The 26,352-nt window shown below is 64.3% G+C and carries 25 protein-coding genes and 1 tRNA gene; 19 read left to right on the top strand and 7 right to left on the bottom strand.

The window, feature by feature from the left end; translation table 11 throughout:
* Positions 1-15 precede the first annotated feature (15 nt).
* Both VF769_RS15110 and VF769_RS15105 read left to right on the top strand, forming a co-directional pair.
* Complete coding sequence (locus tag VF769_RS15110; RefSeq protein ID WP_331009257.1) at positions 16-663, top strand: 3-oxoacid CoA-transferase subunit B; 648 nt, start codon at positions 16-18, stop codon at positions 661-663.
* 154 nt (positions 664-817) lie between these two features.
* Positions 818-907, top strand: a tRNA-Ser gene (locus VF769_RS15105).
* A 38-nt stretch (positions 908-945) separates the two neighbouring features.
* Here the strand turns inward: VF769_RS15105 and VF769_RS15100 are convergent.
* Genes VF769_RS15100 through VF769_RS15090 form a run of 3 tightly spaced genes read right to left on the bottom strand, consistent with a single transcriptional unit; the run spans position 946 to position 5,909 of the window.
* Entirely contained in the window at positions 946-1,842 is an 897-nt protein-coding gene (locus tag VF769_RS15100; RefSeq protein WP_331009256.1) for a ribose-phosphate diphosphokinase, read from the bottom strand.
* Positions 1,839-3,326 (bottom strand): thymidine phosphorylase family protein, encoded by a 1,488-nt coding sequence (locus tag VF769_RS15095; protein ID WP_349258152.1) that lies wholly within the window; start codon positions 3,324-3,326, stop codon positions 1,839-1,841. The genes VF769_RS15100 and VF769_RS15095 overlap by 4 nt, the downstream gene beginning before the upstream one ends.
* A gap of 21 nt (positions 3,327-3,347) precedes the next feature.
* Positions 3,348-5,909 (bottom strand): cation-translocating P-type ATPase, encoded by a 2,562-nt coding sequence (locus tag VF769_RS15090; protein ID WP_331009254.1) that lies wholly within the window; start codon positions 5,907-5,909, stop codon positions 3,348-3,350.
* 227 nt (positions 5,910-6,136) lie between these two features.
* Between VF769_RS15090 and VF769_RS15085 the strand changes: the two genes are divergently transcribed.
* A complete protein-coding gene (locus tag VF769_RS15085) occupies positions 6,137-6,925 on the top strand; it encodes an NUDIX hydrolase (protein ID WP_331009253.1) in 789 nt (262 codons plus the stop codon).
* Positions 6,926-6,951: 26 nt separating this feature from the next.
* On the opposite strand, the gene VF769_RS15080 is transcribed toward VF769_RS15085, so the two are convergent.
* Positions 6,952-8,631 carry a class I adenylate-forming enzyme family protein gene (locus VF769_RS15080; RefSeq protein WP_331009252.1) on the bottom strand — a complete coding sequence of 560 codons (1,680 nt, stop codon included), beginning with the start codon at positions 8,629-8,631 and terminating at the stop codon, positions 6,952-6,954.
* A gap of 228 nt (positions 8,632-8,859) precedes the next feature.
* Here VF769_RS15080 and VF769_RS15075 point away from each other — a divergent pair, with 228 nt between their 5' ends.
* Complete coding sequence (locus VF769_RS15075; RefSeq protein WP_331009251.1) at positions 8,860-9,018, top strand: hypothetical protein; 159 nt, start codon at positions 8,860-8,862, stop codon at positions 9,016-9,018.
* Between the two features lie 6 nt (positions 9,019-9,024).
* Here the strand turns inward: VF769_RS15075 and VF769_RS15070 are convergent, their stop codons facing one another.
* A complete protein-coding gene (locus tag VF769_RS15070; RefSeq protein WP_331009250.1) occupies positions 9,025-9,708 on the bottom strand; it encodes a VOC family protein in 684 nt (227 codons plus the stop codon).
* A gap of 109 nt (positions 9,709-9,817) precedes the next feature.
* On the opposite strand from VF769_RS15070, the gene VF769_RS15065 reads away from it, so the two are divergent.
* The 6 genes from VF769_RS15065 (at position 9,818) to VF769_RS15040 (ending at position 15,757) form a co-directional block, all read left to right on the top strand.
* Entirely contained in the window at positions 9,818-10,975 is a 1,158-nt protein-coding gene (locus VF769_RS15065) for a hypothetical protein (RefSeq protein ID WP_331009249.1), read from the top strand.
* Positions 10,975-12,132 (top strand): CoA transferase, encoded by a 1,158-nt coding sequence (locus tag VF769_RS15060; protein WP_331009248.1) that lies wholly within the window; start codon positions 10,975-10,977, stop codon positions 12,130-12,132. The genes VF769_RS15065 and VF769_RS15060 overlap by 1 nt, the downstream gene beginning before the upstream one ends.
* 340 nt (positions 12,133-12,472) lie before the next feature.
* Positions 12,473-13,168: a response regulator transcription factor gene (locus tag VF769_RS15055; RefSeq protein WP_331009247.1), complete on the top strand. Its 696-nt coding sequence runs from the start codon at positions 12,473-12,475 to the stop codon at positions 13,166-13,168.
* A gap of 1 nt (position 13,169) precedes the next feature.
* Positions 13,170-14,771, top strand: coding sequence for a HAMP domain-containing sensor histidine kinase (locus tag VF769_RS15050; RefSeq protein WP_331009246.1), 1,602 nt, complete (start codon positions 13,170-13,172; stop codon positions 14,769-14,771).
* Between the two features lie 84 nt (positions 14,772-14,855).
* Positions 14,856-15,308: a hypothetical protein gene (locus VF769_RS15045; protein ID WP_331009245.1), complete on the top strand. Its 453-nt coding sequence runs from the start codon at positions 14,856-14,858 to the stop codon at positions 15,306-15,308.
* Positions 15,305-15,757: a DUF1330 domain-containing protein gene (locus VF769_RS15040; protein WP_331009244.1), complete on the top strand. Its 453-nt coding sequence runs from the start codon at positions 15,305-15,307 to the stop codon at positions 15,755-15,757. Before VF769_RS15045 ends, VF769_RS15040 begins: the two co-directional genes overlap by 4 nt.
* Here VF769_RS15040 and VF769_RS15035 read toward each other — a convergent pair.
* Positions 15,754-16,788, bottom strand: coding sequence for a glutathione S-transferase N-terminal domain-containing protein (locus VF769_RS15035; RefSeq protein ID WP_331009243.1), 1,035 nt, complete (start codon positions 16,786-16,788; stop codon positions 15,754-15,756). The two genes, VF769_RS15040 and VF769_RS15035, sit on opposite strands and share 4 nt — an antisense overlap.
* Positions 16,789-16,976: 188 nt before the next feature.
* On the opposite strand from VF769_RS15035, the gene VF769_RS15030 reads away from it, so the two are divergent.
* The 8 genes from VF769_RS15030 to VF769_RS14995 all read left to right on the top strand — a co-directional run bounded on the left by VF769_RS15030 (position 16,977) and on the right by VF769_RS14995 (position 23,952).
* A complete protein-coding gene (locus VF769_RS15030; protein ID WP_331009242.1) occupies positions 16,977-18,128 on the top strand; it encodes a septal ring lytic transglycosylase RlpA family protein in 1,152 nt (383 codons plus the stop codon).
* 83 nt (positions 18,129-18,211) lie between these two features.
* Positions 18,212-19,366, top strand: a complete 1,155-nt coding sequence (locus VF769_RS15025) for a D-alanyl-D-alanine carboxypeptidase family protein (protein ID WP_331009241.1) — start codon at positions 18,212-18,214, stop codon at positions 19,364-19,366.
* Between the two features lie 7 nt (positions 19,367-19,373).
* On the top strand, positions 19,374-19,994 hold the full coding sequence (gene tmk / locus VF769_RS15020) for a dTMP kinase (protein WP_331009240.1): 621 nt from the start codon (positions 19,374-19,376) through the stop codon (positions 19,992-19,994).
* Positions 19,995-20,103: 109 nt separating this feature from the next.
* Positions 20,104-21,090 carry a DNA polymerase III subunit delta' gene (locus VF769_RS15015; RefSeq protein WP_331009239.1) on the top strand — a complete coding sequence of 329 codons (987 nt, stop codon included), beginning with the start codon at positions 20,104-20,106 and terminating at the stop codon, positions 21,088-21,090.
* 5 nt (positions 21,091-21,095) lie between these two features.
* Positions 21,096-21,878 (top strand): TatD family hydrolase, encoded by a 783-nt coding sequence (locus VF769_RS15010; RefSeq protein ID WP_331009238.1) that lies wholly within the window; start codon positions 21,096-21,098, stop codon positions 21,876-21,878.
* Positions 21,875-22,693: an MBL fold metallo-hydrolase gene (locus tag VF769_RS15005; protein WP_331009237.1), complete on the top strand. Its 819-nt coding sequence runs from the start codon at positions 21,875-21,877 to the stop codon at positions 22,691-22,693. Before VF769_RS15010 ends, VF769_RS15005 begins: the two co-directional genes overlap by 4 nt.
* Before the next feature lie 135 nt (positions 22,694-22,828).
* Positions 22,829-23,593 (top strand): nucleoside triphosphate pyrophosphohydrolase, encoded by a 765-nt coding sequence (gene mazG / locus VF769_RS15000; protein WP_349258156.1) that lies wholly within the window; start codon positions 22,829-22,831, stop codon positions 23,591-23,593.
* The gene (locus tag VF769_RS14995; protein WP_331009235.1) at positions 23,590-23,952 is read left to right on the top strand and encodes a hypothetical protein; all 363 of its coding nucleotides are present in this window, start codon (positions 23,590-23,592) and stop codon (positions 23,950-23,952) included. Before mazG ends, VF769_RS14995 begins: the two co-directional genes overlap by 4 nt.
* Before the next feature lie 52 nt (positions 23,953-24,004).
* Here VF769_RS14995 and VF769_RS14990 read toward each other — a convergent pair whose 3' ends face one another.
* A complete protein-coding gene (locus tag VF769_RS14990; protein ID WP_331009234.1) occupies positions 24,005-24,847 on the bottom strand; it encodes an LD-carboxypeptidase in 843 nt (280 codons plus the stop codon).
* Between the two features lie 54 nt (positions 24,848-24,901).
* Between VF769_RS14990 and VF769_RS14985 the strand changes: the two genes are divergently transcribed.
* A complete protein-coding gene (locus tag VF769_RS14985; RefSeq protein WP_331009233.1) occupies positions 24,902-26,302 on the top strand; it encodes a UDP-N-acetylmuramate--L-alanine ligase in 1,401 nt (466 codons plus the stop codon).
* Positions 26,303-26,352 lie beyond the last annotated feature (50 nt).

The following is a 26,352-nucleotide window of genomic DNA, read 5'->3' as shown; positions in this document are numbered from 1 at the left end:
GTTGGAGAGACAAGTATGGCTTGGTCCCGTGATCAACTCGCCCAGCGCGCCGCGAAGGAATTGCGCGACGGTTTCTATGTGAACCTGGGCATCGGCATCCCGACGCTTGTGGCGAACTACATTCCCGATGGCGTGGAAGTGACGCTGCAATCGGAGAACGGCATGCTCGGCATGGGTCCGTTCCCGTACGAGGACGAGATCGACGCCGATCTCATCAATGCCGGCAAACAAACCATCACGGCGCTGAAGAAGACGTCTTATTTCTCGTCGGCGGATTCGTTCGCGATGATCCGCGGCGGCCATATCGATCTCTCGATCCTGGGCGCGATGGAAGTCAGCCAAAACGGCGACCTGGCGAATTGGATGGTGCCGGGCAAGATGGTCAAAGGCATGGGCGGGGCGATGGACCTCGTCGCCGGCGTCAAGCGCGTCGTCGTCGTCATGGAGCACACCTCCAAAGAAGGCGCCTCGAAGCTGCTCAAAGCCTGTACCCTGCCGCTGACCGGCGTGCGCGTCGTCGATCTCGCCATCACCGATCTCGGCGTCTTCGAGATCGACAAAGCAGGCGACGCCCCAATGCGCCTGATCCAACTCGCCGAGGGCGTAACCCTCGACGAAATCAAAGCCAAAACCGAAGCCGCCTTCCTCAACGCCCTGAGCTGAGCCCGGCGTGGCGTCGCCCTTCGACGGGCTCAGGGTGACGCCATTTCAACGGACAGCGCGATTGGCCCAGTAGCGTCCTCCTGAGCTTGTCGAAGGGGACGCGGGCCAAGGCGCTTGCCGAGCGACTGCGGCGCTGGTACGCCCCGCGCCTCTTGGAAGGATGGCCGAGTGGTTTAAGGCAGCGGTCTTGAAAACCGCCGTGGGTGCAAGCCCACCGTGGGTTCGAATCCCACTCCTTCCGCCAGCGCCTTAAAGGCGGCCGAACTTTTGCCCTGCCGCGGCTCAGTCCCGGACCTCACCGCGAAGCGCGTCAGCCAGCACCGGCGTCAGGGATATGGCGTTGGAAGGGTGAATCACTGAGTCCGTGGACACAATCCCGCGCGCGCCGACGCCGCGCAATTTTGTGTCCACCGATGGGTCAAACAGCGCATGCGTCACGCAGGCGGCGACATCGCGCGCGCCGAAGGCTTTGAGCATCCTGGCGGCCTCGATTAGCGTGCCGCCGCTTGAGCAAATATCGTCAACCAGCGCGACGCTTCGGCCGGCGATCTCGGCGGGATTGTCGAGCGCCAAGCGAACCTCGTTGTCGCCAAGTCGGGTTTTCGAGAAGAGCCGATAGGGGAGGCCCAAAGCATCCGCGACCTGCCCGACCCAAGACGCGGATTCCACGTCGGGACCGACAACGAAGTCCAACTGCGGGGCTTGCCGAAGCCAAGCGGCGATCACGGGTGCGGCGGAGAGCGCCGTCGATGATGTCTGCGGGAAGACGGCCGAAAGCGTGGGCGTCCTGTGAAGGTGCGCATCGACTGTGAGGATGCGATCAAACCGATCGCCCAGCAATTGGCCGATGACTTTCTGGCTAATGGGTTGTCCAGGCGCAAACGCGATATCCTGGCGCAAGTAACACAGATAAGGGGCCACAAGAACGAGGCGTTGTGCGCCAGCGCGCCGCCAGGCATCGCACGCCAAGAACAAGGCCATGAGTTTGTCGTTAGGCTGGGCCAAGGAACGATAGACAATCGTCGTCGGTGCAGTCTCCGGGACCGTCGGCAGGATTTCGCCATCGGGGAAAGTGTGGACGTCAACGAACCTGCACTCCACTCCGAGCGCGCTTGCGAGCGCGCGCGCAGGCCTCGCTTCATCGGGGAACGCGTGCAGAATGATCGAGGCCTTGCTCATGTAAGGTGAAATCCAGACTCGGCGTCGGCCGCGCCTGCAGCATAGGCGAAGTCCGCCTGTTCAACGCCATGGATGCGATAAAGCGGTTCGCCCGCGCGCACATTATCGCCCTTGCGCTTGAGGATATCGATCCCCGCGCCTGCGTCGGTAGGGGCGCCTGCGAGGCGCGCGATGCGCGCGATGCGCAAGCAATCGATGCCGGCAATCCAGCCGTCAGCCGTGGCCGTCACCTCGTGCACGAGTGCGCCAACCGCGCCGGAGACTGGCGAGGGCCCTTGAGCTTCGGCAATCTGCTCCATCTTCCTGAGGGCGGCGCCGCTAGTCAGCAGTTCAAGCGCGCGCGCTTCGCCCTGTCCGCCCCTGACGGCGGGATCGAGTTCCAACAACCGGCCGGCAAGACTGATGGACTTTGCCATCAAGTCGGCAGGCGCCTCATGCGCGCCGCGCAACACCGCCAGGACGTCGCGCATCTCAAGCGCGGGACCGATACCGCGTCCGATCGGCTGCGAGCCATCGGTCATCACAACCTCGACATGGAGCCCTAAGCGTGAGCCCACGAATTCGAACAGCTTGCGCAACCGAAGCGCCGCACGCGTGTCACGCACCTTGGCGCTTGGGCCGACCGGAACGTCGATAATGAGGCTGGTGGACCCCGCTGCGATCTTTTTGGAGATGATCGACGCCACCATCTGGTCTGGGGTATCGATGGATAGCGGTCGCTCCACCGAAATGAGGACATCATCCGCGGGCGAGAGATTGACGCGTCCGCCCCAGACGACGCATCCGCCGCAACGCTCGACGACGGCGCGCATTTCCTCTTCATCGAGATCAACCCGCGCAAGCACCTCCATTGTGTCAGCCGTACCGGCCGGCGACGTGATGGCGCGAGAAGAGGTCTTGGGAAAAAGCAATCCATGCGCGGCGACAATGGGGGCGACGATCAGCGAGGTGCGGTTCCCAGGCACGCCGCCGATGCAATGCTTGTCGACCACCAATTGGTGTTTCCAGTCGAGGCGCTTGCCGGCGCGGGCCATGGCGTCGGTGAGCGCTAAGGTTTCGTCGGCCGTCATGAAGCTCGCGCAGGCCACCAGGAAGGCCGCGATCTCCATGTCAGACCAACGATGATCCACGAGGTCGTGCACCACATCGGTGAGCTGCGCCGCTGTCAGCGTATCGCCGCGAATCTTGTCGAAAATCGCCGATGTCGCCAAGGGAGGCGGCGCCGGTGCGATGTGGGCGAGGGCGCCCGCGGGCGCGCCAAGCCTGCGAAAGGCGGGCTGCGTCAATCCGGCTTCATCGGCGCCCACGAGCATTGGATCATCGGCGATGACGACGCTGGCGAGGATACGCACGCCGCCCGCCGTAACTTCGACCTTCCGCGAACCTTTCAGCCGCGCCGGGCGCAGCGCGGAGCAATCGCGTGACAGCACCAGCACATTTTCGCGAAACGTGTTGATGGGAAGGGGTTTGATTTTCACCTGCACTGCGTTCAATCCGACATAGAATTAAGGGGAGGGGCGACGGGGCGGCGTGATGACGCCGCTGGAGATCAACGCGCGCGAGATCGCCGCAAGGGCGCCCTCCGCCACGCGCATCCACGCGCCGGTGATAAAGGCGACGGCAATAGCCGCCGCTAAGATCGAGAGGGGCGGAGGGGCCACGCGGAAGATGGACGCCAAAGCGGGGATCGCAAAGGCGGCAGCCAGCAAGACGACCAGCGCGCCCGCGATGACCCAGAACACATTGCGGTGTGGCGCAAGCACTTTGCCATCGGTCGACATGGCGTCGGCAAGCGCGAGGACGAGGTTGGCCAATACAAGCGAGATGAAGGCGCCGCCGCGAGCGACCGGCTCTGGCGCGTGCTGCAACAGGACGGCGTAAAGACCGAGCACGCCGACGAGCACGCCCACGCCCTGGATGAAACCCCTGGCAAGCTGCCGCGGGCCGAACAGCGGCTCTCTCGGCGGTCGCGGCGCCTTGCGCATCGCGGTGCGTTCGCTGGGTTCGCCCTCGAAAACAAGCGCGCACGTAGGATCGATGGCCAGTTCCAGCAGCACGACGTGCATGGGAAACAACATCGGCGGCATGCCGAGCAGAATGGGCGCTAACGCGAGGCCCGCGATCGGCACGTGAATGGCCGTGATATAGGTCAGGGCGCGGCGAAGGTTTGCGAAGATGCGTCGGCCCAAACGGACCCCGCCCACGATGGAAGCGAAGCTGTCATCCAACAACACAAGATCCGCCGCCTCCCGCGCAACATCTGCGCCGCGCTTTCCCATCGCGATGCCGATATGGGCGGCTTCCAGCGCGGGTGCGTCGTTCACGCCATCGCCGGTCATGGCGACGATCTCGTCGTTGTTCTTGAGAGCCTGAACCAACATCAACTTCTGCTCAGGGGCGATGCGCGCGAACACGCGTGCTTTGCCTAGGGTCCGCTGCAATTCGCGTGCAGTCTGCTGCGCGACTTCAGCGCCCAGCACCACGCCAGCGCTCACATCAATGCCAGCGCGCTGGGCGATGGCGCGCGCTGTCGCCGGGTGGTCGCCGGTGATCATGATGATTTTCAGTCCAGCCGCATGCGCCTCCTGGATGGCCGCTGGTGCGTCGGCGCGCAGCGGATCGAGAAAGCCAATGAGGCCGCAGAACGCAAAACGGAGGTCCTCCGGCGTGTCCGGAAATGGCCCATCGTGGCGGCACGACGCCACGCCCAACACACGCAGGCCATCCTCCGCAAACGCGTGCAGCACCGTATTGAGCCGCGCGATTTCGTCCTGCTGTAGGCGACATAATTTGAAGATGGACTCAGGCGCGCCCTTTGCGCCCGCGATCCTCTCGTCTCCCGCACCGCGCCAGACCTGAACCACCGCCATCATTTGCGGGCGAAGCGGCCACGTGCGCTCGATCTGGGCGGGGGCCACAAATTGGTGGTCGTACGGCAAGAGCATCCGAATGGCTTTGTCCATCGGGTCGACTGGCTGCAGCGGCGTCGCAAGGGCCGCGAACTCGATGACTTGGCGCGCCGGGCCAGACGCAGGCGCACGGTCATCGAGGAGCACATCTTCCGACTCGGCCCAGAGGCGCGCGACACGCATGCGGTTCTCCGTGAGCGTGCCGGTCTTGTCGACACAGAGCGCCGTGGCGCCGCCCAAGGCTTCGATGACAGCGCTGCGCCGTACAAGCACGCGGTGGGAGGCGAGCCGCCAGGCGCCGAGCGCCATGAAGACCGCCAGCACCATGGGAAATTCTTCGGGGATAAGCGCGATAGCGACCGTGATTCCGGCAAGCGCGCCGCCGATCCAGTCGTCGCGCAATAGCCCGTACGCCAGCGCGATCAACCCACAGAAGGCGAGCGCGAAGGCGCCCAGCAACGCGACGAGGCGTCCCGCCGATCGCTGCAACGGCGTGGGTTCCTCATCAATCGCGGCGAGCGATGCGCCAATCTGGCCAAGTGCGGACTGCAGCCCGGTACGAGTGACACGCAGGACGCCCTGACCGCCAACATTCAACGTTCCGGCAAATAGGGAGGAACTGTCGACGGCGCCAGGACGGGAATCGTCCGCGGCAGCCGCCGCGTCGATCGCGATACGCTTCGACACAGGCGCGGATTCCCCCGTCAGCGCAGACTCATCCACGCTCAGCACGTCGCCACTGATCAGCACCCCGTCGGCCGGGACACGATCACCTTCGCCGATGAGCAGAAGATCGCCAGGCACAAGGTCGCGCGCTGGAACCCGCGATTCTTCGCCATCTCGAATGACGCGGGCGAGCGGCTGGGCAAGTTCGCGCAAGGCTACGAGGGCATGTTCGCTCCGCGCTTCCTGAAAGATGACGAGACCAATCGCGGCGAGCGCGCCAGCAAGCAAAAACAGGCCTTCGCCGAGATCGCCCAGCACCATGTAAAGCGTGGCGGCGCCAAGGAGCAGCAAGAACATCGGCTCGCGCATCGTGTCGCGCGCGATGGCGATCAGACCGCGGGCCTGCGTGCGCGGCAATTCGTTCGGCCCGATCTCAAGCAAGCGCCGGGCCGCTTCCGCATGCGTAAGGCCGGTCAAGGGCGCGCTTGTCATGGGCTGTCCCAATATGAGCCCTTTGTGGCCGCCGCGAAAAGGCGGGATTCGCCGCAGACTCCCATTATCGATCAAGGTCAACAATAGGCGCCGCCGCGATCGCTGGCTTGATCCCGCGCAAGGCCTGCCCTGGGCTGTGAAAACCGTGTTCGCGTGGAGCGTAAGGCCGTTTCTGAGATTGCGTCGAAGGGTGATTGGCTATCAGCTAATGGTTGATGGAGATCCGAATGGCCGAGCCCAGCGAAGCAAAACCCTCAGCGACTGTCCTCCTGCTGCGCGATACGCCTGAATTTCAGGTGCTCATGGTCAAGCGCCATCACCAGATCGACTTCGCCTCCGGCGCGCTGGTCTTCCCTGGCGGTAAGATCGCGCGCGGTGATGAGGAGGGCGAGTGGGCCGAGCACGCCATCGGTTGGGAACGCTATGACAGCGTCCAACGTGCGCTGCGGATCGGCGCCATTCGCGAATCCTTCGAAGAGACCGGTATCCTCCTCGCCGAACATCGTGACGGCGCGCCCTTCGCGGACGTCTGCGACACGGAGCTGCGCAAATCCGTCGATGCGGGCGAGACGCCTTTTCTCGATGTCGTCCGCGAGCTCGGCGTGCGCTTGCGCCTCGACGGACTTTCCGTTTTCGCCCGATGGATCACGCCCACCTTCATGCCAAAGCGCTTCGACACGTGGTTCTACGTGATGCATGCCCCACCAGAGCAGGTGGCCGCCTGCGACGGTCGCGAGACGGTTGACGCCGAATGGATCGCGCCCAGCGACGCCGTGCGCCTCGCCGCCGAAGGTCAACGCACGATCATTTTCCCCACGCTCATGAACTTGCGCTTGCTCGCGGAAGCCAACGACGCCGTGGATTGCATCGCCCGGGCTCAATCGCGCAGCCTAGTCACCGTGCTGCCGGTCATTGAGCAACGCGACGGCAAACCCGTTCTCGTGATCCCCCCAGATGCCGGTTACGGGGCGGTGTTCGAGCCGCTCGATTCGATCATGGGCGAGCCGCGCCGTTGACGCGTCGCCGCAGACGAAACTGGCGTTCAGTGCGCGTCGGCCAGCGCCAAGCTCTGACGGAGCTCCCGCTTGAGGAATTTGCCGTTGGCGTTACGGGGGAGAGGATCCTGCAGCAGCCACACATAGCGCGGCAGCTTGTGCTTTGCGATGTGACGCGCCGCTTCGGCGCGTAGCTCGTCGGCGCTGGCGCTCTCGCCCGCGCGAAGCACGATGGCGGCCGCGACTTCCTCGCCCAGCCGATCATCAGGCACGCCGAAGGTCACGCACTCGGCGACCGCTGGGTGGCGATAGAGAGCGGCTTCGACCTCGGCGCAATAGACGTTCTCGCCGCCGCGCAGCACCATGTCCTTCTTGCGGTCGACGATGTAGACGAAATTGTCTTCGTCGATACGAACGATGTCGCCGGTGTGAAACCAACCGTCGGTGATGGCCTCCGCCGTGGCTTCCGGGCGATTGAGATAGCCTTTCACCACTTGCGCGCCGCGCACCCACAGTTCGCCCAGTTCTCCCAGCGGCACTGCGCGTCCGTTCTCATCGACGGCCTTGGCCTCGAAGTTCGGCATGATCATTCCGCAGCTCGCCGGTTTGCCGACGAAGAAATCTCCCGCGACGGACGTGATGATCCCGCAAGTCTCTGTGAGGCCGTAGCCCGTGTTCGGACGACGCCCGCCTGGCTGGGTCTCGATCTTAGCGACGAGGTCCGGCTGCAAGGGTGCGCCGCCGCCGCCCATGGTGAGCAGGCTCGACGTATCATACTTGGCGTAATCGGGATGGGTCACCAATTCCCGCGCCATGGTGGGCACGCCTGACAGCGCCGTCGCCCGCTCTCGTTCGATGAGCTTCAGCGCCTCGGTGGCGTCCCACTTGTGCATGAGCACGATTTTCCCGCCTTGGGCTGTGATCGGGTAAGCGACGCAATTGTTTGCCGTGACGTGGAAGAGCGGCGTGGTCGCGATCGCAACCGGAGTCGGCGGCGCGACGGGTTCGGCATTGGTGGCGTATTGCACCGCGAGCGCCTGCGCGGCGCCGGAGAAGAGCACGCTCATCAGATTGTTGATGCAGCCGCGGTGCGTGAGCTGCGCGCCCTTCGGGTGACCTGTGGTGCCTGAGGTGTAGAAAATGCACGCGTCGTCGTCAGGATCAATCTGTGCGTCCGGCATTGCCGCAGGCGTGGCGACGATCTCGTTCCACGTCGTGACCCCAGGCGCTGCTGCGCGCACGAGCACGATTTTTGCCGACTGACTGACGTCCGCCGGCAACCGATCGAAACGCTCCTGGTCGCACACGATCACCTTTGGCGCGCTGTCCTTGATCGCATAGGCGAGCTCCTCGGCGACCCACCAAGCATTGAAACCGACCGCCGCCACGCCGATCGACACGCAGGCCCAATAGGTCAGCAGCCATTCCGGATAATTGCGCATGGCGATGGCGACGCGGTCGCCGCGTTTGACGCCCTGCGCCACAAGCCAAGCGGCGAACGACGCGGTCTGTGCGTGCGCCTGCGCGTAAGTGAGGCGGTCGTTCTCGAACACGAGATACTCATTCGCGCCAAACGCAGCGGAGGAGAGCCAGAAGGCGCGCAGATCGGGCGGCGCATTCTTATACGCGCGCAGGTTTTGCCCACGCACCGGCGCCTCGACGACCTCGAACGGCGCGCCCGGCGCGGTGAGGTCCGCGCACGCGCGCTTGAGTTCTTTATAATACAAAGCGCCGCCTCCCATGGGTGTTTTTTGAGTATGGCTAAAGGAGCCGCGCGGCGTCGGCAATGCGATGCTGCGCATGCTTACACTTGGTGCGCTGCAGCATCGCCATTTTGCCAACTTGCCGCACCGTCATTCTTGACGGTGCGCGAACCTCATGTTGCACTTCGCTCCAACCGCGCCCGCTAGAGGCGTGGGCATATGGGCGGAAACCCTAACGCCGGAGGAGGCGTGATGGAGCGTTTGTCTTCGCGAACAGGCGTCGCGGAAGTTCTCGCGATCGTGTGTTTAGTTGGCGTCGTTGTTGTCGGCGCGACCTTTGCCTTGCAGAACGGATTTCCTGGCGTGGCCGCGGCGTATTCGGACGTGCAATTGACGTCGTTCGTGCGCTGAGAACCGCTACGCCGAGACAGGCGGTTCGCTATACGAGGCGAGTTTAGTGATGATCTCGTCCGGCGTGGCCAGCATCTGCTTATATTGCTCAAGCGGATACGGCATGTGCGGCTTGGTCGGATCGTAGGCCGGTTGCGGCGCGGGACTGGGACCCGTGTAAGGCGCGGGGGTTCTGTATCGCGCGGCTTCTTCGGATGAGATGCCGGCGCGGGCCAGCACTGCAGGATCGATCCAACGGTCAGGGTTGATCGAACCGCGCACCGGCGTCGCCACTTCCAGCGTCATGCTGTCGGGTCCCGCGAAATAGATCGATTTGCAGAATCCGTGATCGAGTGGGCCAATCACATTGACCCCGTTGCCGCGAATGCGGTCGCGCATCGCGATCAGTTCCTCCTCGTTGGCGACGCCAAACGCGATGTGCTGTAGCGCGCCAGCCGCGCACGGCTTCTCGCCGCGCCCAGCGTGCGTAACGCCGAGCTGGATTGGAATCTTATCGACGTCCGGCAATTGCACGATCGAGAAATAGCTCGCCTCGTTCAGGCGCAGGAACGCGTGCAGGCCGCCCGGCACGCCGTGCATGTCGAACAACGCTACAAGCGGGCAGCCGACGACTTCGGAAAAGAAGGCGATATGCTTCTTGATGTCGGCCGCCATGAACGCGACGTGATGGATGCCATTCGGTTGAGTCACGGCGGTCTCCTTGTTTGCTGTTGCTTTCCGTGACGGCGTGGGCCCCAGATCGGAATGCAAGGGTGCCGGCAAAGCTGTCCGCACGCAACACTGACGGAAGGAGAGGGCGATGACGAGCGTGGTTCGCGAGCCCTATGGCTTTGTCCATGCCGACGCCAGCCGGCTCAAGGAAGTCTATGGCGGGCCCTCCGGCCAGGTGTTCGTCGAGTGCATGCGCATCCGTCCCGCCGCCGGCGACTCCAAGACCGCAATTCTGTTTTCGCACCCGATTGGCGGCGGCTCGTTTTTGCCGCTTGTTAGCGCGCTCGCCGCGGCAGGGCGGCACGTGGTCTATTGCAACCCCCGTTATCGCGGCAACGACACCGCACTCATCATGGAGAAGTGTCTGCTTGATCTTGGCGCCTGCGTCGCCGACCTGAAGCAACGTTTCGGCTATGAGAGGGTCGTGCTCGGCGGCTGGTCCGGCGGCGGCTCCCTATCGCTCTATTATCAGGATCAGGCCGAGCGGCCGACCGTCGATGAGACGCCTGCGGGCGACTACGTCGGTCTTCGCGACGCCAAGCTGCAGCCCGCTGACGCCGTCATGCTGCTGGCCGCCCATGTCAGCCGGTCGGCGACGATGACGGAATGGCTTGATCCCTCGATTCTGGACGAGACGCGGCCTTTCGAGCGCGATCGCGCCCTCAACATCTACGATCCGGACTGTCCGGCGCGCGCGCCGTACGCGCCCGAGTTTGTCGAGCGCTTCCGTGAAGCACAGATCGCACGCAACCGGCGCATCACGGCGTGGGTCAAAGCAGAGCTGCAGCGTCTGAGAGCGAGCGGCGACCCGGATGCGGAACGGTGTTTCGTCGTCCAAGGCACGATGTGTGACGTGCGCTGGACCGATCCGACCCAAGACCCGTCTGATCGCAAGCCCTACATTTGTTATCTGGGCGATCCCAAGATCGCCAACGATGGCCCCGTCGGCCTTGGGCGCTTCACCACCTTACGCTCGTGGCTATCGCAATGGAGCTACGACGAGAGCCGTGCGCACGGTGAACGCAACGCCGCGCGTATTTCATGTCCGGCGCTGGTCGTGAACAATACCGCCGATCTCGCCTGCACACCCAGCCACGCCGCACGCTTGTTCGCCGCGCTCGGTTCGGCGGACAAGGAAATCGTGCATATCAAGGACGCGGATCATTATTACATCGAGCGCCGCGATCTGTTGCCCAAAGCCGTCGGCGCGATCGGCGGATGGCTTGATGCGCGGGGCTTTGATTGATGTCGCTGGAGGCTTCCGTCGGACCACTCGCAGGTTTGCGCGTTGTCGAAATGGGGCAATTGATCGCCGGCCCATTCTGCGGGCAATTGCTGGGCGACATGGGCGCCGAGGTGGCAAAGATCGAACCCCCCGGCGAAGGCGATCCGATGCGCAATTGGGGCCAGGGCGGCACGCCAACGGCTTGGCGCGTGATCGCGCGCAACAAATATTCCGTTGCGCTCGATCTACGTTCCGCGGAAGGGCAGGAGACCGCGCGCCAGCTCATCAACGTGGCCGACATCCTGATCGAGAATTTTCGCCCTGGCACGCTCGAACGTTGGCGTCTCGATCCGAGGGACTTGTGCGCCGCCAACCCGAAGCTGATTGTCGTGCGCATTTCCGGGTACGGCCAAGACGGTCCTTATGCGCAGCGCGCCGGATTCGGCGGCATTGGCGAAGCGATGGGCGGTTGGCGCGGCATAGTCGGCTATCCCGATCAACCGCCGGCGCGCATGGGGGTGTCGATCGGTGACTCGCTGGCGGCCACGTATGGCTGCATGGGCGCGCTCGCCGCGCTGCATCATCGCCATCAGACCGGGCGCGGCCAGATCGTCGATACCGCGCTCTACGAATCCGTGCTGCAGGTCATGGAATCGATGGTGCCGGAATTCCAGGTGAATGGTTGGAAGCGCAAACGCAGCGGCTCCACCATCGCCGGCGTGGCCCCATCGAACGTCTATCCTTGCAGGGACGGCGAATATCTGATCGGCGCCAATCAAGACGCCGTCTTTGTCCGACTCTGCGCGGCCATGGGGCGGCCCGAACTCGCACAGGACGCGCGCTACGCTACGCACCTCGCGCGCAGCGCCCATATGGAAGAATTGGACGGCGAGATCGCGGCCTGGACCTCAACCCTCACCGTGCGCGAACTGGAGGCCAAGATGATCGACGCATCCGTCCCCGCGGGGCGGATTTACGACGCCGAGGATATGCTTGCCGATCCGCACTTCGCCGCACGCGGCGCACTGGTTACTGTCGACGACCCAGTGCTTGGCCCGACCACGATGCAGGGCGTTTTCCCCAGGCTGTCAGCGAGCCCCGGACGGGTGCGGCGCGCCGCGCCGCGGGTCGTGGGGCAGGACACCGAGGAGGTGCTAAGGCGCTGGTTGGGCGGCTGAAAGGGGCGGCCAGGCCGCACCGGATCCATCTGCACAGAATCTGCACCAACTCCCCTGAACGTTTGCAGAAGCGGATGGCGGCGCTTTGCATGAGGCGGGTCCATGCTCGGTGGCATGAGCAGAGACACGCGTTCCCCGGGGCCAATGAGCGGGCAAGCCATCATTGCCGCCGCCAAGCCCAATCCGACCGTCCTCCAGCCCGCCCGGCGTCCGGAGCCTGTGCGCCAAACGCCGGCGCGCGCGCCCGCCTCAACCGCGCCACGCCGTTTTGACGACATCTTCTAACGCCAGAACGCTGACGGCGCCGGCTTATGCCGCTATGGTCGGGACGGGACTTTCCATGAGCCATCGCATCCTCGTCGTCGATGACGATCCACACATTCGCGACGTCATCTGCTTCGCGCTGGAGAAGGCAGGGATGGATGTCGCCGTCGCGCAGGATGGCGCGGATGCTCTGGCGCAATTCGAACGAACGCCGGCCGATCTCATCGTGCTCGACATCGGCATGCCGGAACTTGATGGGCTGGAAGTCTGTCGCCGCGTACGCAAGACGAGCGATGTGCCGATCCTCTTCCTCTCCGCGCGCAGCGACGAGATCGATCGTGTGCTGGGTCTGGAGCTTGGCGGCGACGATTACGTCACCAAGCCGTTCAGCCCGCGTGAATTGGTGGCGCGCGTGGGTGCGATCCTGAAACGCGTCAAGACGCAGCCGGCGGCCGAGACCAAAGGGCAGACGCAAATCGAACGTGGCCGCCTCAAGCTCGACGCGGAGCGGTTCGACGTGCGCTACGCGGGCGCCGCGGTCCCGCTCACGGCGCTTGAGTTCTCAATCCTGCGCCTACTCGCCTCGCGCCCCGGCATTGTCTTCAGTCGCGATCAGATCATGGAGAGTGCCTATCCCGGCAATGTGCACGTCTCGGACCGCACGATTGACAGCCACATTCGAAACGTCAGGGCCAAATTCGCCGCCGCCGGATGCGAAGCGATCATCGAGACCGTGCACAGCATCGGCTTCCGCCTCGGCGATGTGAACTGACGTGCAACCGGACAAGTGGCGCCCCAGCATTGGCATGATCACGGCGGCCGTGATCCTGTCGGTCTTGGTCCTGCCGCTGATCGGGCTGATCTTCTTCCGGCTCTACGAAAACCAACTCGTGCGCCAGACTGAGAGCGAGTTGATCGCTCAGGGGGCGCTGATGGCGGCCGTTTATCAAAGCGCGATCGCCCAAGCCCCCGACGACGCCTTTCCTATCGGCGTCGATCGTCCGCTTCATGATCCCGCCGTCGAGATCGACGAACGTTACGCGCCGATCCTGCCCAAGCTCGATCTCGCCTCTTCGCGCATTCTGGGGCCGCGTCCGAACGCGCAAATCGCCGTGTCGCCCCCCAGCGCCGAAGCTTTGCGCATCGGCGCTGAACTCACGCCGTTGATCGAGCAAACCCAACGCACGACGCTGACGGGATTTCGTCTGCTCGACGCCGACGGCCGTGTCGTCGGCGGCCGCGGCGACATCGGACAGTCGTTCGCGCATATGGAAGAAGTGCGCGACGCACTGCAGGGTCGCTTCAGCGCCGTCATGCGCATGCGCGACGACGATTCGCCTCCGCCGCCGCTCTATTCGATCAGCCGTGGCGCCAAGATCCGCGTGTTCGTCGCTTTTCCCGTCTTTGTGAATGATCAGCTTCGCGGCGTCGTCTATGTCTCGCGCACGCCGGACAACATTCTGCGCAATCTCTATCGTGAGCGGGACAAGGTCGCCGCCGCGGCTATCGCCGCATTGTTGGCTGCGCTAGCCATTGGCGCGGTGTTTGTGCGCACCATCGCGCGGCCGATGCGTGAATTGGCGCAGCGCGCCGAGGCGATCACCAAAGGCCAGACGGAAGCGATTGGACCACTCAGTCGCCACGGTACGCGCGAACTGGCGAGCTTGACGCAGAGCTTCATGAGCATGGCGCGCAGGCTCTCGGATCGCTCCACCTATCTTTCGACTTTCGCCAGCCACGTGTCACACGAACTCAAGACACCGCTGACAGCCATCAAAGGCGCCGCCGAATTGATGCGCGACGCCGACACCAGCATGACGCAGGAAGAGCGCGAGCGATTCCTCTCCAACGTGCTGGCGGATGTCAGCCGCATCAGCGCTTTGCTTGATCGGCTGCGCGAAATGGCGCGCGCGGAAAACCCGCAGATCGGCGGCGCGGTGCGCCTTGGCGACCTTGCCGCGGTGCTGCGCGAACGATTTGCCGCCCTCGACATAGTGGTGGACGGCGAACACCAAACGCTCAGCCTCTCCCTGGAGAACGCGCAGATCGTCTTCGGTCATCTGCTCGACAATTCTACCCGCCACGGCGCCAAGCGCGTGCAAATCTCCGCCCAGACGCAGGGCGACACGCTGTTGATCCGCGTCACTGACGATGGTGTTGGCGTGTCGCCCGGCAATCGCGAGCAAATCTTCGATCCGTTCTTCACGACGCGGCGCGCTGAAGGCGGCACCGGCATGGGCCTGGGCATCGTCCGCGCGTTGCTGCGCGCGCATGGGGGGGATATCGAACTGGCCGAAACCGACGGAGGCGCCGCATTCGTTGTCGTGCTGCCGGCGGTCGAAGCGCCGCCCGCGCCGGTTCGCGCCGCGCATTGACGCGCTTCCCGAGATTATGGCACGACTAGTGCCAATAGGCGTCGCCTGGTCGATAAGGGAGGCGGCGCGAGGGGAGGATGGGCCATGGTTTTGGCGCCGTCGACTAATTCCAGCTATCGCGGCGCCGCGAGCGCCGTTTGGTTCACCCTGCTCGCCGGTCTCCTCGAATTGGCCGCCGGTGCGATCCATTACTTTTTGCCCGACGGCGGAGCCGGCGTCATCGCGGGCATAGATCTGACGCACAATGCGCGCGCCATCATCTCCGTTTTCGCGTGGTTCGGCGCGCTGCAGATGAGTTTCGCGCTGCTCATTATCGCCATCGCCGTGCGTTATCGCACGCTGGTGCCGCTGGCGCTCGGGGCCATATTGCTGTCACGCCTGCTGATGGCCCTCGACGCTTGGTTTCTTAAAGGCGCGAGCGCGCCGCATCATCCACCCGAACATTTTGCCAGTCCGATCGTCGCCGGCCTCGCATTGCTGTTCTTGATCCTGTCATTGCGTACGCGCGGCGCATCGGGCGCCAAGGAGCAGACATGAACGTCGTCAACGAAGTCTACCCGAGTGATCCGGAGCAAATTCGCCAATTGATGCAGCCCGGTCCCAAAGGGCCGATTTTCATGGTCAATCTGCTCAAGTTCAAGGAGCGCGCTGAGTATGAAGACGGTCGCGCCTGCGATCTGAGCGGACGCGACGCCTACATGATCTATGGCCGCGCCGTTTCGGACTTACTGCCCAAATTCGGTGGCCAAGCCATCTTCGCCGCGGATGTGAGCTTGCTTTCGCTCGGCAAGGCGGACGAACTTTGGGATGAAATCGCCATCGCCATGTATCCGGAGCGCGCCGCCATGGTGCGCATGTCCATGTCCGAGGAATGGCGCGCCATCGCCGTGCACCGCACGGCGGGCCTAAAGGGCCAACTCAATATCGAAACCGTCGCGTCCGCCGACGCGGCCACGCTGGTGAGCCGCGCACTCGCGGCGCTCTAGCCGCCCAACGCGCGCAGCAAGCCCGCGCGCTCGAACGCGGAGCCCAGCGCGCCACGCGCGCTCCCGTCGAGTGCGGCATAGCCTTCGCGCAGCCATTGCAGACACTTGGCCTGATAGGGGAAGGTGGGTTGCGTCCAGGCGCGACCGTCGATCTCGGTGCTGAATTCCGCATCGCCAGCCTGCACCGCCGCCGCGTTGGCGAGGAGAAACGGCGCATAGACCCGGCCTATTTCCGCCAGCAGCGGCGCACACACATCAAGCGCCGCGTCGGGCGTCATCCAATCCTCATCCTGCGGTTCAAGACCGGACAGGTCCTCCATACGGTCGATCCATGCGCGCACGCGCGGGAATCGCGCTGTCAGCGCCGCAGACGTCGGCTCGACAACGCCCAATTGCGTCAATTGTCCATAGATGGCGAAATCGGCTGACGCCGGGCGCGCGCCAAGCACATAGCCTCGTTGCGCCACCAAGTGCGCGAACACGTCTAAAAAGCGCGCATAGCTCTGCTCGATTGTCTCCGCGGTGATCTCGTTTGAGCCGACAACGTAGAGGCGATCGAACTGACGCTTGGTGATGGCCGAGGCCCACTGGGCCGCGTCGGCGTCGGCGAGTGTTGGCAGCGACCAATAGATCAGCAATGGTCCGGCATTCTCGCGGTCGGCCTTGTGAAACCAGCGATAATGAAACATCGCCTTGGTCAGCCATTCATCGGCGTAATCTTCGATGAGGTCGTTCAGATAGGCGACGATAGGATCATGCGGCAGAGCCGAACGGCCGTCATAGGCCTGTTCGAGCCGGCGAACGATGGGCGTTGAATCCACGACCGCTTCGAGCTCGCCGCGCGCTGTTGGGAAGTAGAATGTCGGCAGCAGCTTCACCTTTGGGCTGGGCAGGCCCGGCGGCGGATTCTGGTGTCCACCCCAAATGATCGCGTGTTGAATGCGCCGATAGCGCAACAGCGCGATCATTTTGCGTGTGTATGGAGACCCGGGCGCGCCCAAGAGTCTCAGCGGCTGATCCTGCGCACCCATATCCCCCCCCGTTCGTATCGCTGACCTGCACAGTGGCGCGTGAACCGCGCGGCGATCAAGGGCGGCGCCGACGTCCAGTGCGACACGCCCTTTAACGCGCTGTAGTTAATCCGAAAAAAGCATAAATGCTTACGCGGCCTAAAGAGCCGTGCGCATAGAACTGCGCTCCAAATCTTCGTAGGGTCGCAATGTTTTCGAATTCGATCGCTCGCGCCGCTCTCGTTCTTGCGCTTGCTGCAGCCGGCGTCGCGCACGCGGATCCCGCGCCGATCACGTTCGCGGGTCAGGGTGGCGCTGCGCCGATGCAAACCGCCTCGCTCGCCGGTGGCGGTGACACTTCTTACGGCTACGGCCAAACCGAGCGTCGCCGCTCCGGCGCGGTGATCGACATTCGTCGGCCGCAAGGCGACACCCCGCGCGCCCAACGCGCGCCGCTCGAGATCAACGTCGCGCAAGAAGCCGACGAGGAAGACGACGTGCTTGCGCAAAACGCGCCGGCTCAACGCGCTCCCGCACAAGAGGCGCCCGCGCAGCGCCCGGAATGGCTGGAGCAGGAGCGGGTAGGGCCGCCCTATGAAGCCAATGGGCGCTGGTATGTCCCCACGCCTGAGCCAGGCTACGAGCAAACCGGCACGGCCTCCTGGTACGGCGCTGACTTCCAAGGCCAGCGCACCGCGAGCGGCGAAGTCTTCGACCGCGCAGCGCTCACAGCCGCGCACCCGACGCTGCCGATCCCGAGTCTCGTGCAAGTCACCAATCTCGAAAACGGCCGCGAAGTGATCGTGCGCGTCAACGATCGCGGCCCGTTTGTGGGCGAGCGTCTGATCGATATGTCTCAGGGAGCCGCCCAGGTGCTCGGCTTCGACCAAGCCGGCCAAGCCCGCGTGCACGTGCGGTATCTTGGCCCCGCGCCGCGCCGCGTCGATGCGGAGGAGGGCGCCCGCCCCGCCCCCACCTCGCCGCCGGCCCCTGCTCGCACCGCCCTCGCCGCCCACCAGGGTCCCCTCTCGCTGACCCCCGAGCAGGGGAGTGGGGATAACGCCCTCGCCGGCGCGCCGATTGGCGAACCTGTCCGCCGTCCGGCCCCGTCTTATGCCGCTGCCGCCCAAGGCAATTTCTTCGTCCAAGTCGGCGCCTTCTCGGACCTCGGCAACGCCCACCGCGTGCGTGACGCTGTCGGCCAAGCCGGCCCGGTGGTTGTGGACGTGCGCACGATGGCCTCGGGCGGCGAATTGTTCCGGGTGCGCGTCGGCCCCTGGAACAGCCGCGAAGAGGCGGAGTCCGCGCGTCGCACCTTAGCTTCACTCGGCTACGGCGAAACTGTCATCGCTGCGCGCTAAGTCCTCGGTTTGTTGACGTAATCCCGCCGCCTCGGTTTGATCCAATCCGAGGCCCAGAAGCGGGCGGACGATTCGGCGGAAACATGATGCTGCGACGCGCACTCAGCGCTTTGACTTTGCTTGCTGCGGCTTTCGCCGCGCCCCTAGCGCACGCGCAAACAACCGGCCTCACCACGCCCGCGCGCCACGTCACCATCATGGACGGCGCCAGCGGCGCGATCCTCTTCTGCGATGACTGCAACACACCCATGCCGCCGGCTTCGATGTCGAAGCTGATGACAGTGTTGCTCGTCGCCGAGCGCTTGCAGGCGGGCGAGCTCACGCTCGATACCCGCTTTCGCGTCAGTGAAAACGCGTGGCGCCACGGCGCCATGTCGGACGGCTCGCACATGTTTCTCGAGCTGAATTCAGAAGTCAGCGTGCGCGACCTCCTGCGTGGCCTCATCATCGTCTCGGCCAACGACGCCTGCATCGTGCTGGCCGAGGGCATCGCCGGCTCCGAGCAAGCCTTCGTCACGCAGATGAACGAACGCGCGCAAGCGCTCGGCCTGACCAGCGCCCGCTTCCGCAATGTGACGGGGCTGCCCGATCCCGACCACGTCATCAGCTCAAGCGATCTCGCGCGCCTGACACGGCATCTGATCAACACGTACCCCGAGCTCTATCGCATCTATTCCGAGCGTGAGTTCACGCATAACAACCGCACCCAGCAAAACCGCAATCCGCTGCTCGGCGCTTACACCGGCGCCGACGGGGTAAAAACCGGTCATACGGACGACGCCGGCTACGGCCTCGTCGGCTCCGCGCTCGTCAACGGCCAGCGCCGCATCATCGTCTTCAACGGCCTCGAGACGATGGCCGCGCGCCGCGCCGAGGCTCTCCGCATCATGAGCGCCGCGTTCAACGATTTCTCCGTCGCGCAGATCGCCGCGCAAGGTGAAGAGGTCGGTGAGGCGCAAGTACGTTTAGGCTCGCGCCGCACGGTGCCGCTTGTGGCGCAGAACAACATCATCATTGGCGGCCCGCGCGGCGTGCAAAGCGCGCTGACGGCATCTATTGTCTATGACGGCCCGCTGCAGCCGCCGATCGCCGAAGGCCAGGTCGTGGCGCGCCTCGTGATCGAGGGCCCGGACTTCCAGACCCAAGAGTTTCCGCTCGCCGCCGGCCGCCGCATCGGCAAGGCCAATTGGTTCGCTCGCGCCTGGGAGGGCTTGCGCCTGACCCTGTTCGGCGGTTGATGGAGCAATGGCGCAAGGCCAATTCATCACCCTCGAAGGCGGCGAAGGCGTCGGCAAATCCACGCTCGCGCGCGGGCTTCAAGCCGCGCTCGGCGGCCGCGCCGAAATTGTACTCACCCGTGAACCTGGCGGCGCCCCTGGCGCGGACGCGATCCGCGCGCTGCTCGTGCAAGGTGATGCGAACCGCTGGAGTGCGATGGAAGAAGCATTGCTGCTCGCGGCCGCACGGCTGAACCATTTGACGCAAACCATCAAACCCGCGCTCGCACGCGGCGCCTGGGTGATCTCTGACCGCTATTACGATTCAACCCGCGCCTATCAAGTCGCCGCCGGCGGTCTCGATGCGGCGACGCTCGACGCGCTCAACGTAATGATCCAAGCGCCAGCGCCCGATCTCACGCTCGTGCTCGATCTCGATCCAAAAGCCGGCGTCGGCCGCTCACGCGGCGCCAGTGTCGGCGAAGATCGCTTCGAGAAGAAGGGCGCGGATTTCCACGCCCGGGTCCGCGCCGAATTTCTCGCCATCGCGCAGCGCGAACCCAAACGCTGCGCTGTGCTCGACGCAAGCCAACCGGCTGACGTCGTGCTTGCGATGGCGCTCACCGCCATCAAAGAGCGTCTCCCATGACGCCGCTTCGGACCGCCGGCTTCCAGCCGGCATCGTCATTTCAACGGCCACACGGCCTGCCGCTTGAACGCATGTGCCGGCTGGAAGCCGGCGGTCCGGGGGGTGCGCTGTGAAAGCCGAAAAGGCCGCCCCCGAGACGGACAAAGAGCCCAACGCGCCACATCCGCGCGAGACCTTCTTCTACGTCGGCCACAACGCCGAAGAGCAAGCGCTCGCCGAAGGCCTGCGTGGCGGGCGCATGCATCATGCGTGGTTGCTCACCGGCCCCAAAGGCATGGGCAAGGCCACGCTCGCATATCGCTTCGCCCGCGCCGCACTTGGCGCAAAAACCGGCGGCGCGCGGCCGTTCGACACCCATCCCGAAGATCCGATCGCACGGCGCGTCATCGCCCAATCGCATCCCGATCTCTTCGTGCTCCGTCGCGGCCTCAATGATCGCGGCAAGCCGCGTCGCGAAATCACAATCGATGAAGCGCGTGAGCTCGGCCAATTCTTCTCGTTGGCGCCATCTGAAGGCGGCATGCGCGTCGCCATCATCGACGCGGTGGACGATCTCAACCGCAACGCCGCCAACGCCATTCTCAAAACACTCGAAGAGCCGCCAGCGCGCTCGGTGTTGCTGCTCGTGTGTCACGCGCCCGGCGCGATCCTGCCGACTATCCGCTCGCGTTGCCGCCGCCTCACGCTGCGCACGCTCACCGACGCACAGATGAAGCAAGCCGCCGGCGCGGACACGGACGGCGTGATCTTCCAACTCGCCAAAGGCCGCCCAGGCCGCGCCATTGCGCTCAAAGCGCAAGGCGGCCGCGAAATAGCAGCGCTCCTCGCCACCAGAAGCGGCGGCATCGGCGCATCGCTGCCGGAGCTTTACGAAAAGCTCGGTGGCGAACCGTTCGAGCGCCTCGCGTCCGTCATCGAGATCGCGGAAGATTGGGTGCACGGCAAAGGTGTAGAAGAGGGCGGCGAGCACTGGGCCGAAGCCTGGTCGCAACTCGAAACGCTGCGCTCAGAAGCCGAAGGCCTCGACATGGACCCACGCCACGCCCTCGCGCGTGCGGTGGGCATCCTTGATCGCGCCGCCGGCGCACGTAGATAAGCGCCATGCTGATCGACAGCCACGTCAACTTGCACCACCAAAGCTACGCGGAAGATCGCGAAGCCGTGATCGCACGCGCGCGCGCGGCTGGCGTCGCGCGCATGATCACGATCTGCGACAAGATCGAGAACTTCCCGCAAGTCATCGCCATCGCCGAAGCGCACGCCGACATTTACGCCAGCGTCGGCGCGCATCCGCACTACGCAAAGGATCATCTCGATCTCACCGCCGAAAAGCTGATCGAACTCGGCCGCCATCCGAAGATCGTCGGCATCGGCGAAACCGGCCTCGATCAGCATTACGGCTTCAGCCCGTTCGACGACCAAGTGCAGGTGTTTCGCGTCCACGCCGCCGCTGCACGCACGCTCGGCAAAACCCTCATCATCCACACCCGCGAAGCCGACCAGGCGATGGGGGACTTGCTGGAAGAGGAGGCAGCGAAGGGCCCTCTTCGCATCCTGATGCATTGCTACACGTCCGGCGCCGAACTCGCGCGCCGCGCCATCAAGCTCGGCGCTTACATCTCGTTCTCGGGCATCATGACGTTCAAGAATGCCAACGACGTGCGCGCGGTAGCGCTTGAGACGCCGCTCGACCGCATCATCGTTGAAACCGATTGCCCCTATCTCACGCCCGTGCCGCATCGCGGCCAACGCTGCGAACCGCATCACGTCGCTGACGTGCAGTCCGCGTTGCTCAAATTGAAGGGCATCGGAGAAGAAGAGGGGAGCGCCCTGCTCGCCGAGAACTTCTTCGCCATCTTCCCAGATGTCGCGAGGCCAACATGAGCGGCACATTGCGCGTCACCATTCTCGGCTGCGGCTCCTCCGGCGGCGTGCCGCGCGCCACCGGCGATTGGGGCGTGTGCGATCCCAACGAACCGAAGAACCGCCGCACGCGCTGCGGGCTCTTGCTGCAGAAATGGAGCGGGGCGCCCGCCGAAGCGGGCGAGGCGACCACGGTGCTGATCGACACGCCGCCAGATCTGCGCACGCAGCTCGCCGACGCAAAGCCGGCGCACCTCGACGCCGTGCTCATCAGCCACGACCACGCCGATCAGACGAACGGCTTCGACGATGTCCGCGCCTTCGCCATCAAAGCGCGTCGGCAGATTCCCATCTGGATCGACGAACCCACGCGCAAAACCTTCCTCCGCCGCTTCGGCTACGCGTTCGAAACGATCGGCGGCTATCCGGCCATCGTGCGCGACGCCGGCCATATGGCGCCGCTCGTGCCGGTATTGATCGATGGGCCAGGGGGCAAGCTCGAGATTTTGCCGCTGGAGCAGGACCACGGCTTCTCCGTCTCGCTCGGCTTCCGCGCCGGCCCAATCGGCTATTCCAACGACGTCGTCGCCATGCCCGAGCGCACGTTCGAAGAATTAGCGGGTCTCGATCTCTGGATTGTCGATGCGCTGCGCGAGACGCCGCATCCCACGCACGCCCATGTCGGCCGCAGCCTCGAATGGATCGAGCGCTTAGCGCCCAAGCATTCCGTGCTCACCAACATGCATATCGACCTCGACTACCAGACGCTGAAAGCAAAGCTGCCCGCCGGCGTCGAACCAGCCTACGATGGCTGGCAGGCCGATTTCGCCCTTTGAGTCGGCCCCGCCAAAGCCACCGAGCACTTCCCATAATCTATCTTATGCGAGAAAGCTATGTCAGCCCAAACAGCTGAAAAGATAGAAGAAAACGACGCCGCCAAGGCCGCGCGCAACGCCGCCTCTACCCAAGCCATGCTCGACGTGATGGCGCGCTTGCGCGATCCGCAGCGCGGCTGCCCGTGGGACATCGAGCAGAATTTCGCGACCATCGCGCCTTACACGATCGAGGAAGCCTACGAGGTCGCCGACGCGATCGAGCGCCAGGATATGCCAGCGCTCAAGGAAGAGCTGGGCGACCTTCTCTTCCAAGTCGCCTTCCACGCCCGCATGGCCGAAGAGCAAGGCGCGTTCGATTTCGCTGACGTCGCCCAAGCGCTCGCCGACAAAATGATAGAGCGCCATCCGCACGTGTTTAGTGAGGCGGGCGACGGCCGCACCGCCGCACAGCAAACCGTCGCGTGGGAAACGCTGAAGGCCGAGAAGCGCGCAGCCAAGGGCGCGCCCTCGCTCCTGCATGACGTGCCGATGGCCCTCCCCGCCCTCATGCGCGCCGAGAAGCTCACCAAGCGCGCCGCGCGCATCAATTTCGATTGGCCGACGCCGAACGAAGTTCTGGCCAAGCTCGACGAAGAATTGGCCGAACTGAAAGACGCGCAAGCCAGCGGCGATCAGGATCACATCGCCGAAGAAATGGGCGACATCCTCTTCGTGATGGCGAACCTCGCCCGCAAACTCAAAGTCGATCCCGAAGAAGCGCTGCGCCGCGCCAACGCGAAGTTCACGCGCCGCTTCCAATACATCGAAGCCAAACTCGCCGAACAAAACCGCACCGGCCCCCAGCCGCTGGACGATATGGAAGCGCTGTGGCTCGAGGCGAAGGCGGCTGAGAAGCGATGACGGCGCTCACCGACTTTGAACGTCGGGCGCTTGAGGCTATGGCGCCGTTGTTTGGCGACCGAGCCGAGACATTTCGCGCGCAAATTGCGTCAGCAACGGTCGTAACTCGAAAGAACACAGGTGTCGGCTTCTACACTAGCGTGACAGTGGACAAGGGACGCTGCGCTCCCGTTCCACTCAGCCACAAGGGCGCGCATTTTGAAGTGCCGGGCGTTGAACATGGGCTGGGAATTGTGCTGTGGGACACCGACGGCGACGGCTATCTCGAAACAATTGAAGGTTGGACCGTTGACGACGATCCTCTAGTCGGCGTCGAGCTTTCAGAACTAAAATTCGTTCGCCTAACTCAGCTAGGATAGCGCGCCGCATGCCGCGGCCACCCTCTCCGCAAGGGAGAGGGTTCGCTAACCCTCAGCGATTGAGCGCCCCAAACGGCACCACGCGATTGTCGACATCGTGCCCAATGTCCGCGCGTCCGAGATACGCGATGCCGCTGCGCTCGCACCAATAGCGCACCATTTCTTCTTCGCTCGCGCCGAACGGTTTGTCGTTCTCCGGCACGTCGGAGATGCGGCCCAATTTAATCCCCCTCACCCGGCGCACATTGGCGGAAGAGGTGATGTGGAAGAGGGCGCGGTCTAGCCGATAGAGATACTCGCCCACGTCTTCGAGCATCAGCACGTGGCCGGTCAGATCAGGCTCCAGCGACGTGCCGAGGATCGATTGCAGGATCATGATGTTGAAGGCGACGGTCTTGCCCTCGAACATCACCGTGAGCTCAAGCGATTCATTGGCGCGCTCGATCAGCCAAGCGAGCGAGCGGCGCACCGCCGCATCCCCGCCTGCCCTGATAATGTCCACCGGCATCGGCCCATGCGCGACCTGGCCAATGCCGTGCGCGTACAAGCCGCCCAACAGCACCCCACCATCGCTGTAGCCGAGATAGGTTTTCTTGCGCGCGTGCTCGTTCAATTGCGCGATCGCCGCTTCCGCGATCCGGCACGCGCCATAGCCGCCGCGCGCAAACCAGATCGCATCCAGCGACGGATCGTTCGCATACTCCACAAACGCCTTCAGCCGCGCCGCATCGTCGCCGGCAAAATGCCCAGCGCTCAGAAAACATTGCGGGTGAACAACAATCTCCGGCGCCTGGTCCAGATAAAGGTCCGCCGCCAGCGCCTTCACGCGCTCCGCCAGCTCAGGCTCGATGCGCGTGCCGGGCGCGACAACACCAATGCGTTTGCTGGGAGCCATCTCTGTGTTCGCGTCCTTGCCGGGAGCCGGGCTTTCTCGTCATAACAATCGACCATGAGTCAGGCCAAATCCTATTTCTTCAGCGGCGTCGGCGGCTCCGGCATGCTGCCTTTGGCGCTGATTTTGCGCGGCAAGGGCGTCACCGTCGCCGGCTCCGACCGTTCGCTCGACCAAGGCCGCCTGGGCGCGAAGTTCGAATATCTGAAAGCCCAAGGCATCGACCTCTTCCCGCAGGACGGCTCCGGCCTCACCAGCGCCGACCAGATCCTCGTCCGCTCCGCCGCCGTCGAAGACACAGTGGGCGATGTCGTCGCCGCCAAGCGCCTCGGCGCGCGTGACATGAAGCGGCCTGAGCTCCTAGCTGAACTCTTCAACGCAGCGCCCGTGCGCATTGGTGTGGCCGGCACCAGTGGCAAATCCACCACCACGGCGATGATCGCCTGGATGCTTCACCGCGCCGGCCGCGATCCCACGGTGATGAACGGCGCCGTGATGAAGAACTTCGTCACGCCCGACGCGCTCTTCGCCAGCGCGCTGGTGGGCCGTGGCGACGCGTTCGTTTCCGAAGTCGACGAAAGCGACGGCTCGATCGCGCGCTATCAGCCGACGATCGCCGTCGTGAACAACATCGCGCTCGACCATAAGAGCATGGACGAACTCCGCGCGCTGTTCTCTGGCTTCGTCAGCAGAGCGGATGTCGCCGTGCTCAATCTCGACAATGACGAAACCGCCAAGCTCGTCATCAACGCCAAAGTCCGCACCCGTACCTACGCGCTGCGATCGGGCCTCGCCGACTTGCACTGCGTCTCGATCACGCCCGCGCCGGATAGCATAGCGTTTGAGGTGCTTGAGCGCGAAGGCGGCGCGACGGCAAGCGTGAAGCTCAACGTGCCAGGCGAACACAACGTCGCCAACGCGCTCGCCGCCCTCTCTGCCGCACGCGCCTACGGTCTTTCGCTGAAAGAGGCCGCAGCCGCGCTCGAAGGCTTCTCCGGCACCAGGCGCCGCTTAGAGGTCGTCGGCAAAGCCAACAACGTCACCGTGATCGATGATTTCGGGCACAACCCCGACAAGATCACCGCCACGCTGGCGACGCTGCACGCCTTTCCCGGCCGGCTGCTCATTATGTTTCAGCCGCACGGCTACGGGCCCCTGAAGCTCATGAAAAACGAATTCATCGAGTGCTTCGCCAAGAACATGGCCGACGACGACGTGCTCATCATGCCCGATCCCGTCTATTTCGGCGGCACCGTCGACAGAAGCGTCACCAGCGAACACATCGTCGCGGGCGTGCGCGCGCGCGGCCGCCAAGCGCTCGCGTTCGCCGAACGCACCGCTTGCGGCGACAAACTCATCGAACTCGCCGAACCCGGAGACCGCATCATCGTCATGGGCGCAAGAGACGATACGCTGAGCACGTTCGCGGCTGAATTGGTGCAACGGCTTGAGCGTTAGCGGACCGCCGGTTTCCAGCCGGCATACGCATTCAACCTGCACGCAGCCTG

Source organism: Vitreimonas sp. (assembly GCF_036392335.1).
Lineage (GTDB): Bacteria > Pseudomonadota > Alphaproteobacteria > Caulobacterales > Aquidulcibacteraceae > Vitreimonas.
Note: the sequence above shows the minus strand (reverse complement) of the source record. Positions and strands in the feature narration are given on the sequence as shown.

Excerpts from the sequence above, each read along its gene's own strand:
- VF769_RS15110 (WP_331009257.1), top strand. The coding sequence starts at position 16 with ATGGCTTGGTCCCGTGATCAACTCGCCCAGCGCGCCGCGAAGGAATTG.
- VF769_RS15100 (WP_331009256.1), bottom strand. The coding sequence starts at position 1,842 with ATGAGCAAGGCCTCGATCATTCTGCACGCGTTCCCCGATGAAGCGAGG.
- VF769_RS15090 (WP_331009254.1), bottom strand. The coding sequence starts at position 5,909 with ATGACAAGCGCGCCCTTGACCGGCCTTACGCATGCGGAAGCGGCCCGG.
- VF769_RS15085 (WP_331009253.1), top strand. The coding sequence starts at position 6,137 with ATGGCCGAGCCCAGCGAAGCAAAACCCTCAGCGACTGTCCTCCTGCTG.
- VF769_RS15075 (WP_331009251.1), top strand. The coding sequence starts at position 8,860 with ATGGAGCGTTTGTCTTCGCGAACAGGCGTCGCGGAAGTTCTCGCGATC.
- VF769_RS15065 (WP_331009249.1), top strand. The coding sequence starts at position 9,818 with ATGACGAGCGTGGTTCGCGAGCCCTATGGCTTTGTCCATGCCGACGCC.
- VF769_RS15060 (WP_331009248.1), top strand. The coding sequence starts at position 10,975 with ATGTCGCTGGAGGCTTCCGTCGGACCACTCGCAGGTTTGCGCGTTGTC.
- VF769_RS15055 (WP_331009247.1), top strand. The coding sequence starts at position 12,473 with ATGAGCCATCGCATCCTCGTCGTCGATGACGATCCACACATTCGCGAC.
- VF769_RS15045 (WP_331009245.1), top strand. The coding sequence starts at position 14,856 with ATGGTTTTGGCGCCGTCGACTAATTCCAGCTATCGCGGCGCCGCGAGC.
- VF769_RS15040 (WP_331009244.1), top strand. The coding sequence starts at position 15,305 with ATGAACGTCGTCAACGAAGTCTACCCGAGTGATCCGGAGCAAATTCGC.
- VF769_RS15035 (WP_331009243.1), bottom strand. The coding sequence starts at position 16,788 with ATGGGTGCGCAGGATCAGCCGCTGAGACTCTTGGGCGCGCCCGGGTCT.
- VF769_RS15030 (WP_331009242.1), top strand. The coding sequence starts at position 16,977 with ATGTTTTCGAATTCGATCGCTCGCGCCGCTCTCGTTCTTGCGCTTGCT.
- VF769_RS15025 (WP_331009241.1), top strand. The coding sequence starts at position 18,212 with ATGATGCTGCGACGCGCACTCAGCGCTTTGACTTTGCTTGCTGCGGCT.
- tmk (WP_331009240.1), top strand. The coding sequence starts at position 19,374 with ATGGCGCAAGGCCAATTCATCACCCTCGAAGGCGGCGAAGGCGTCGGC.
- VF769_RS15010 (WP_331009238.1), top strand. The coding sequence starts at position 21,096 with ATGCTGATCGACAGCCACGTCAACTTGCACCACCAAAGCTACGCGGAA.
- VF769_RS15005 (WP_331009237.1), top strand. The coding sequence starts at position 21,875 with ATGAGCGGCACATTGCGCGTCACCATTCTCGGCTGCGGCTCCTCCGGC.
- mazG (WP_349258156.1), top strand. The coding sequence starts at position 22,829 with ATGCTCGACGTGATGGCGCGCTTGCGCGATCCGCAGCGCGGCTGCCCG.
- VF769_RS14995 (WP_331009235.1), top strand. The coding sequence starts at position 23,590 with ATGACGGCGCTCACCGACTTTGAACGTCGGGCGCTTGAGGCTATGGCG.
- VF769_RS14990 (WP_331009234.1), bottom strand. The coding sequence starts at position 24,847 with ATGGCTCCCAGCAAACGCATTGGTGTTGTCGCGCCCGGCACGCGCATC.
- VF769_RS14985 (WP_331009233.1), top strand. The coding sequence starts at position 24,902 with ATGAGTCAGGCCAAATCCTATTTCTTCAGCGGCGTCGGCGGCTCCGGC.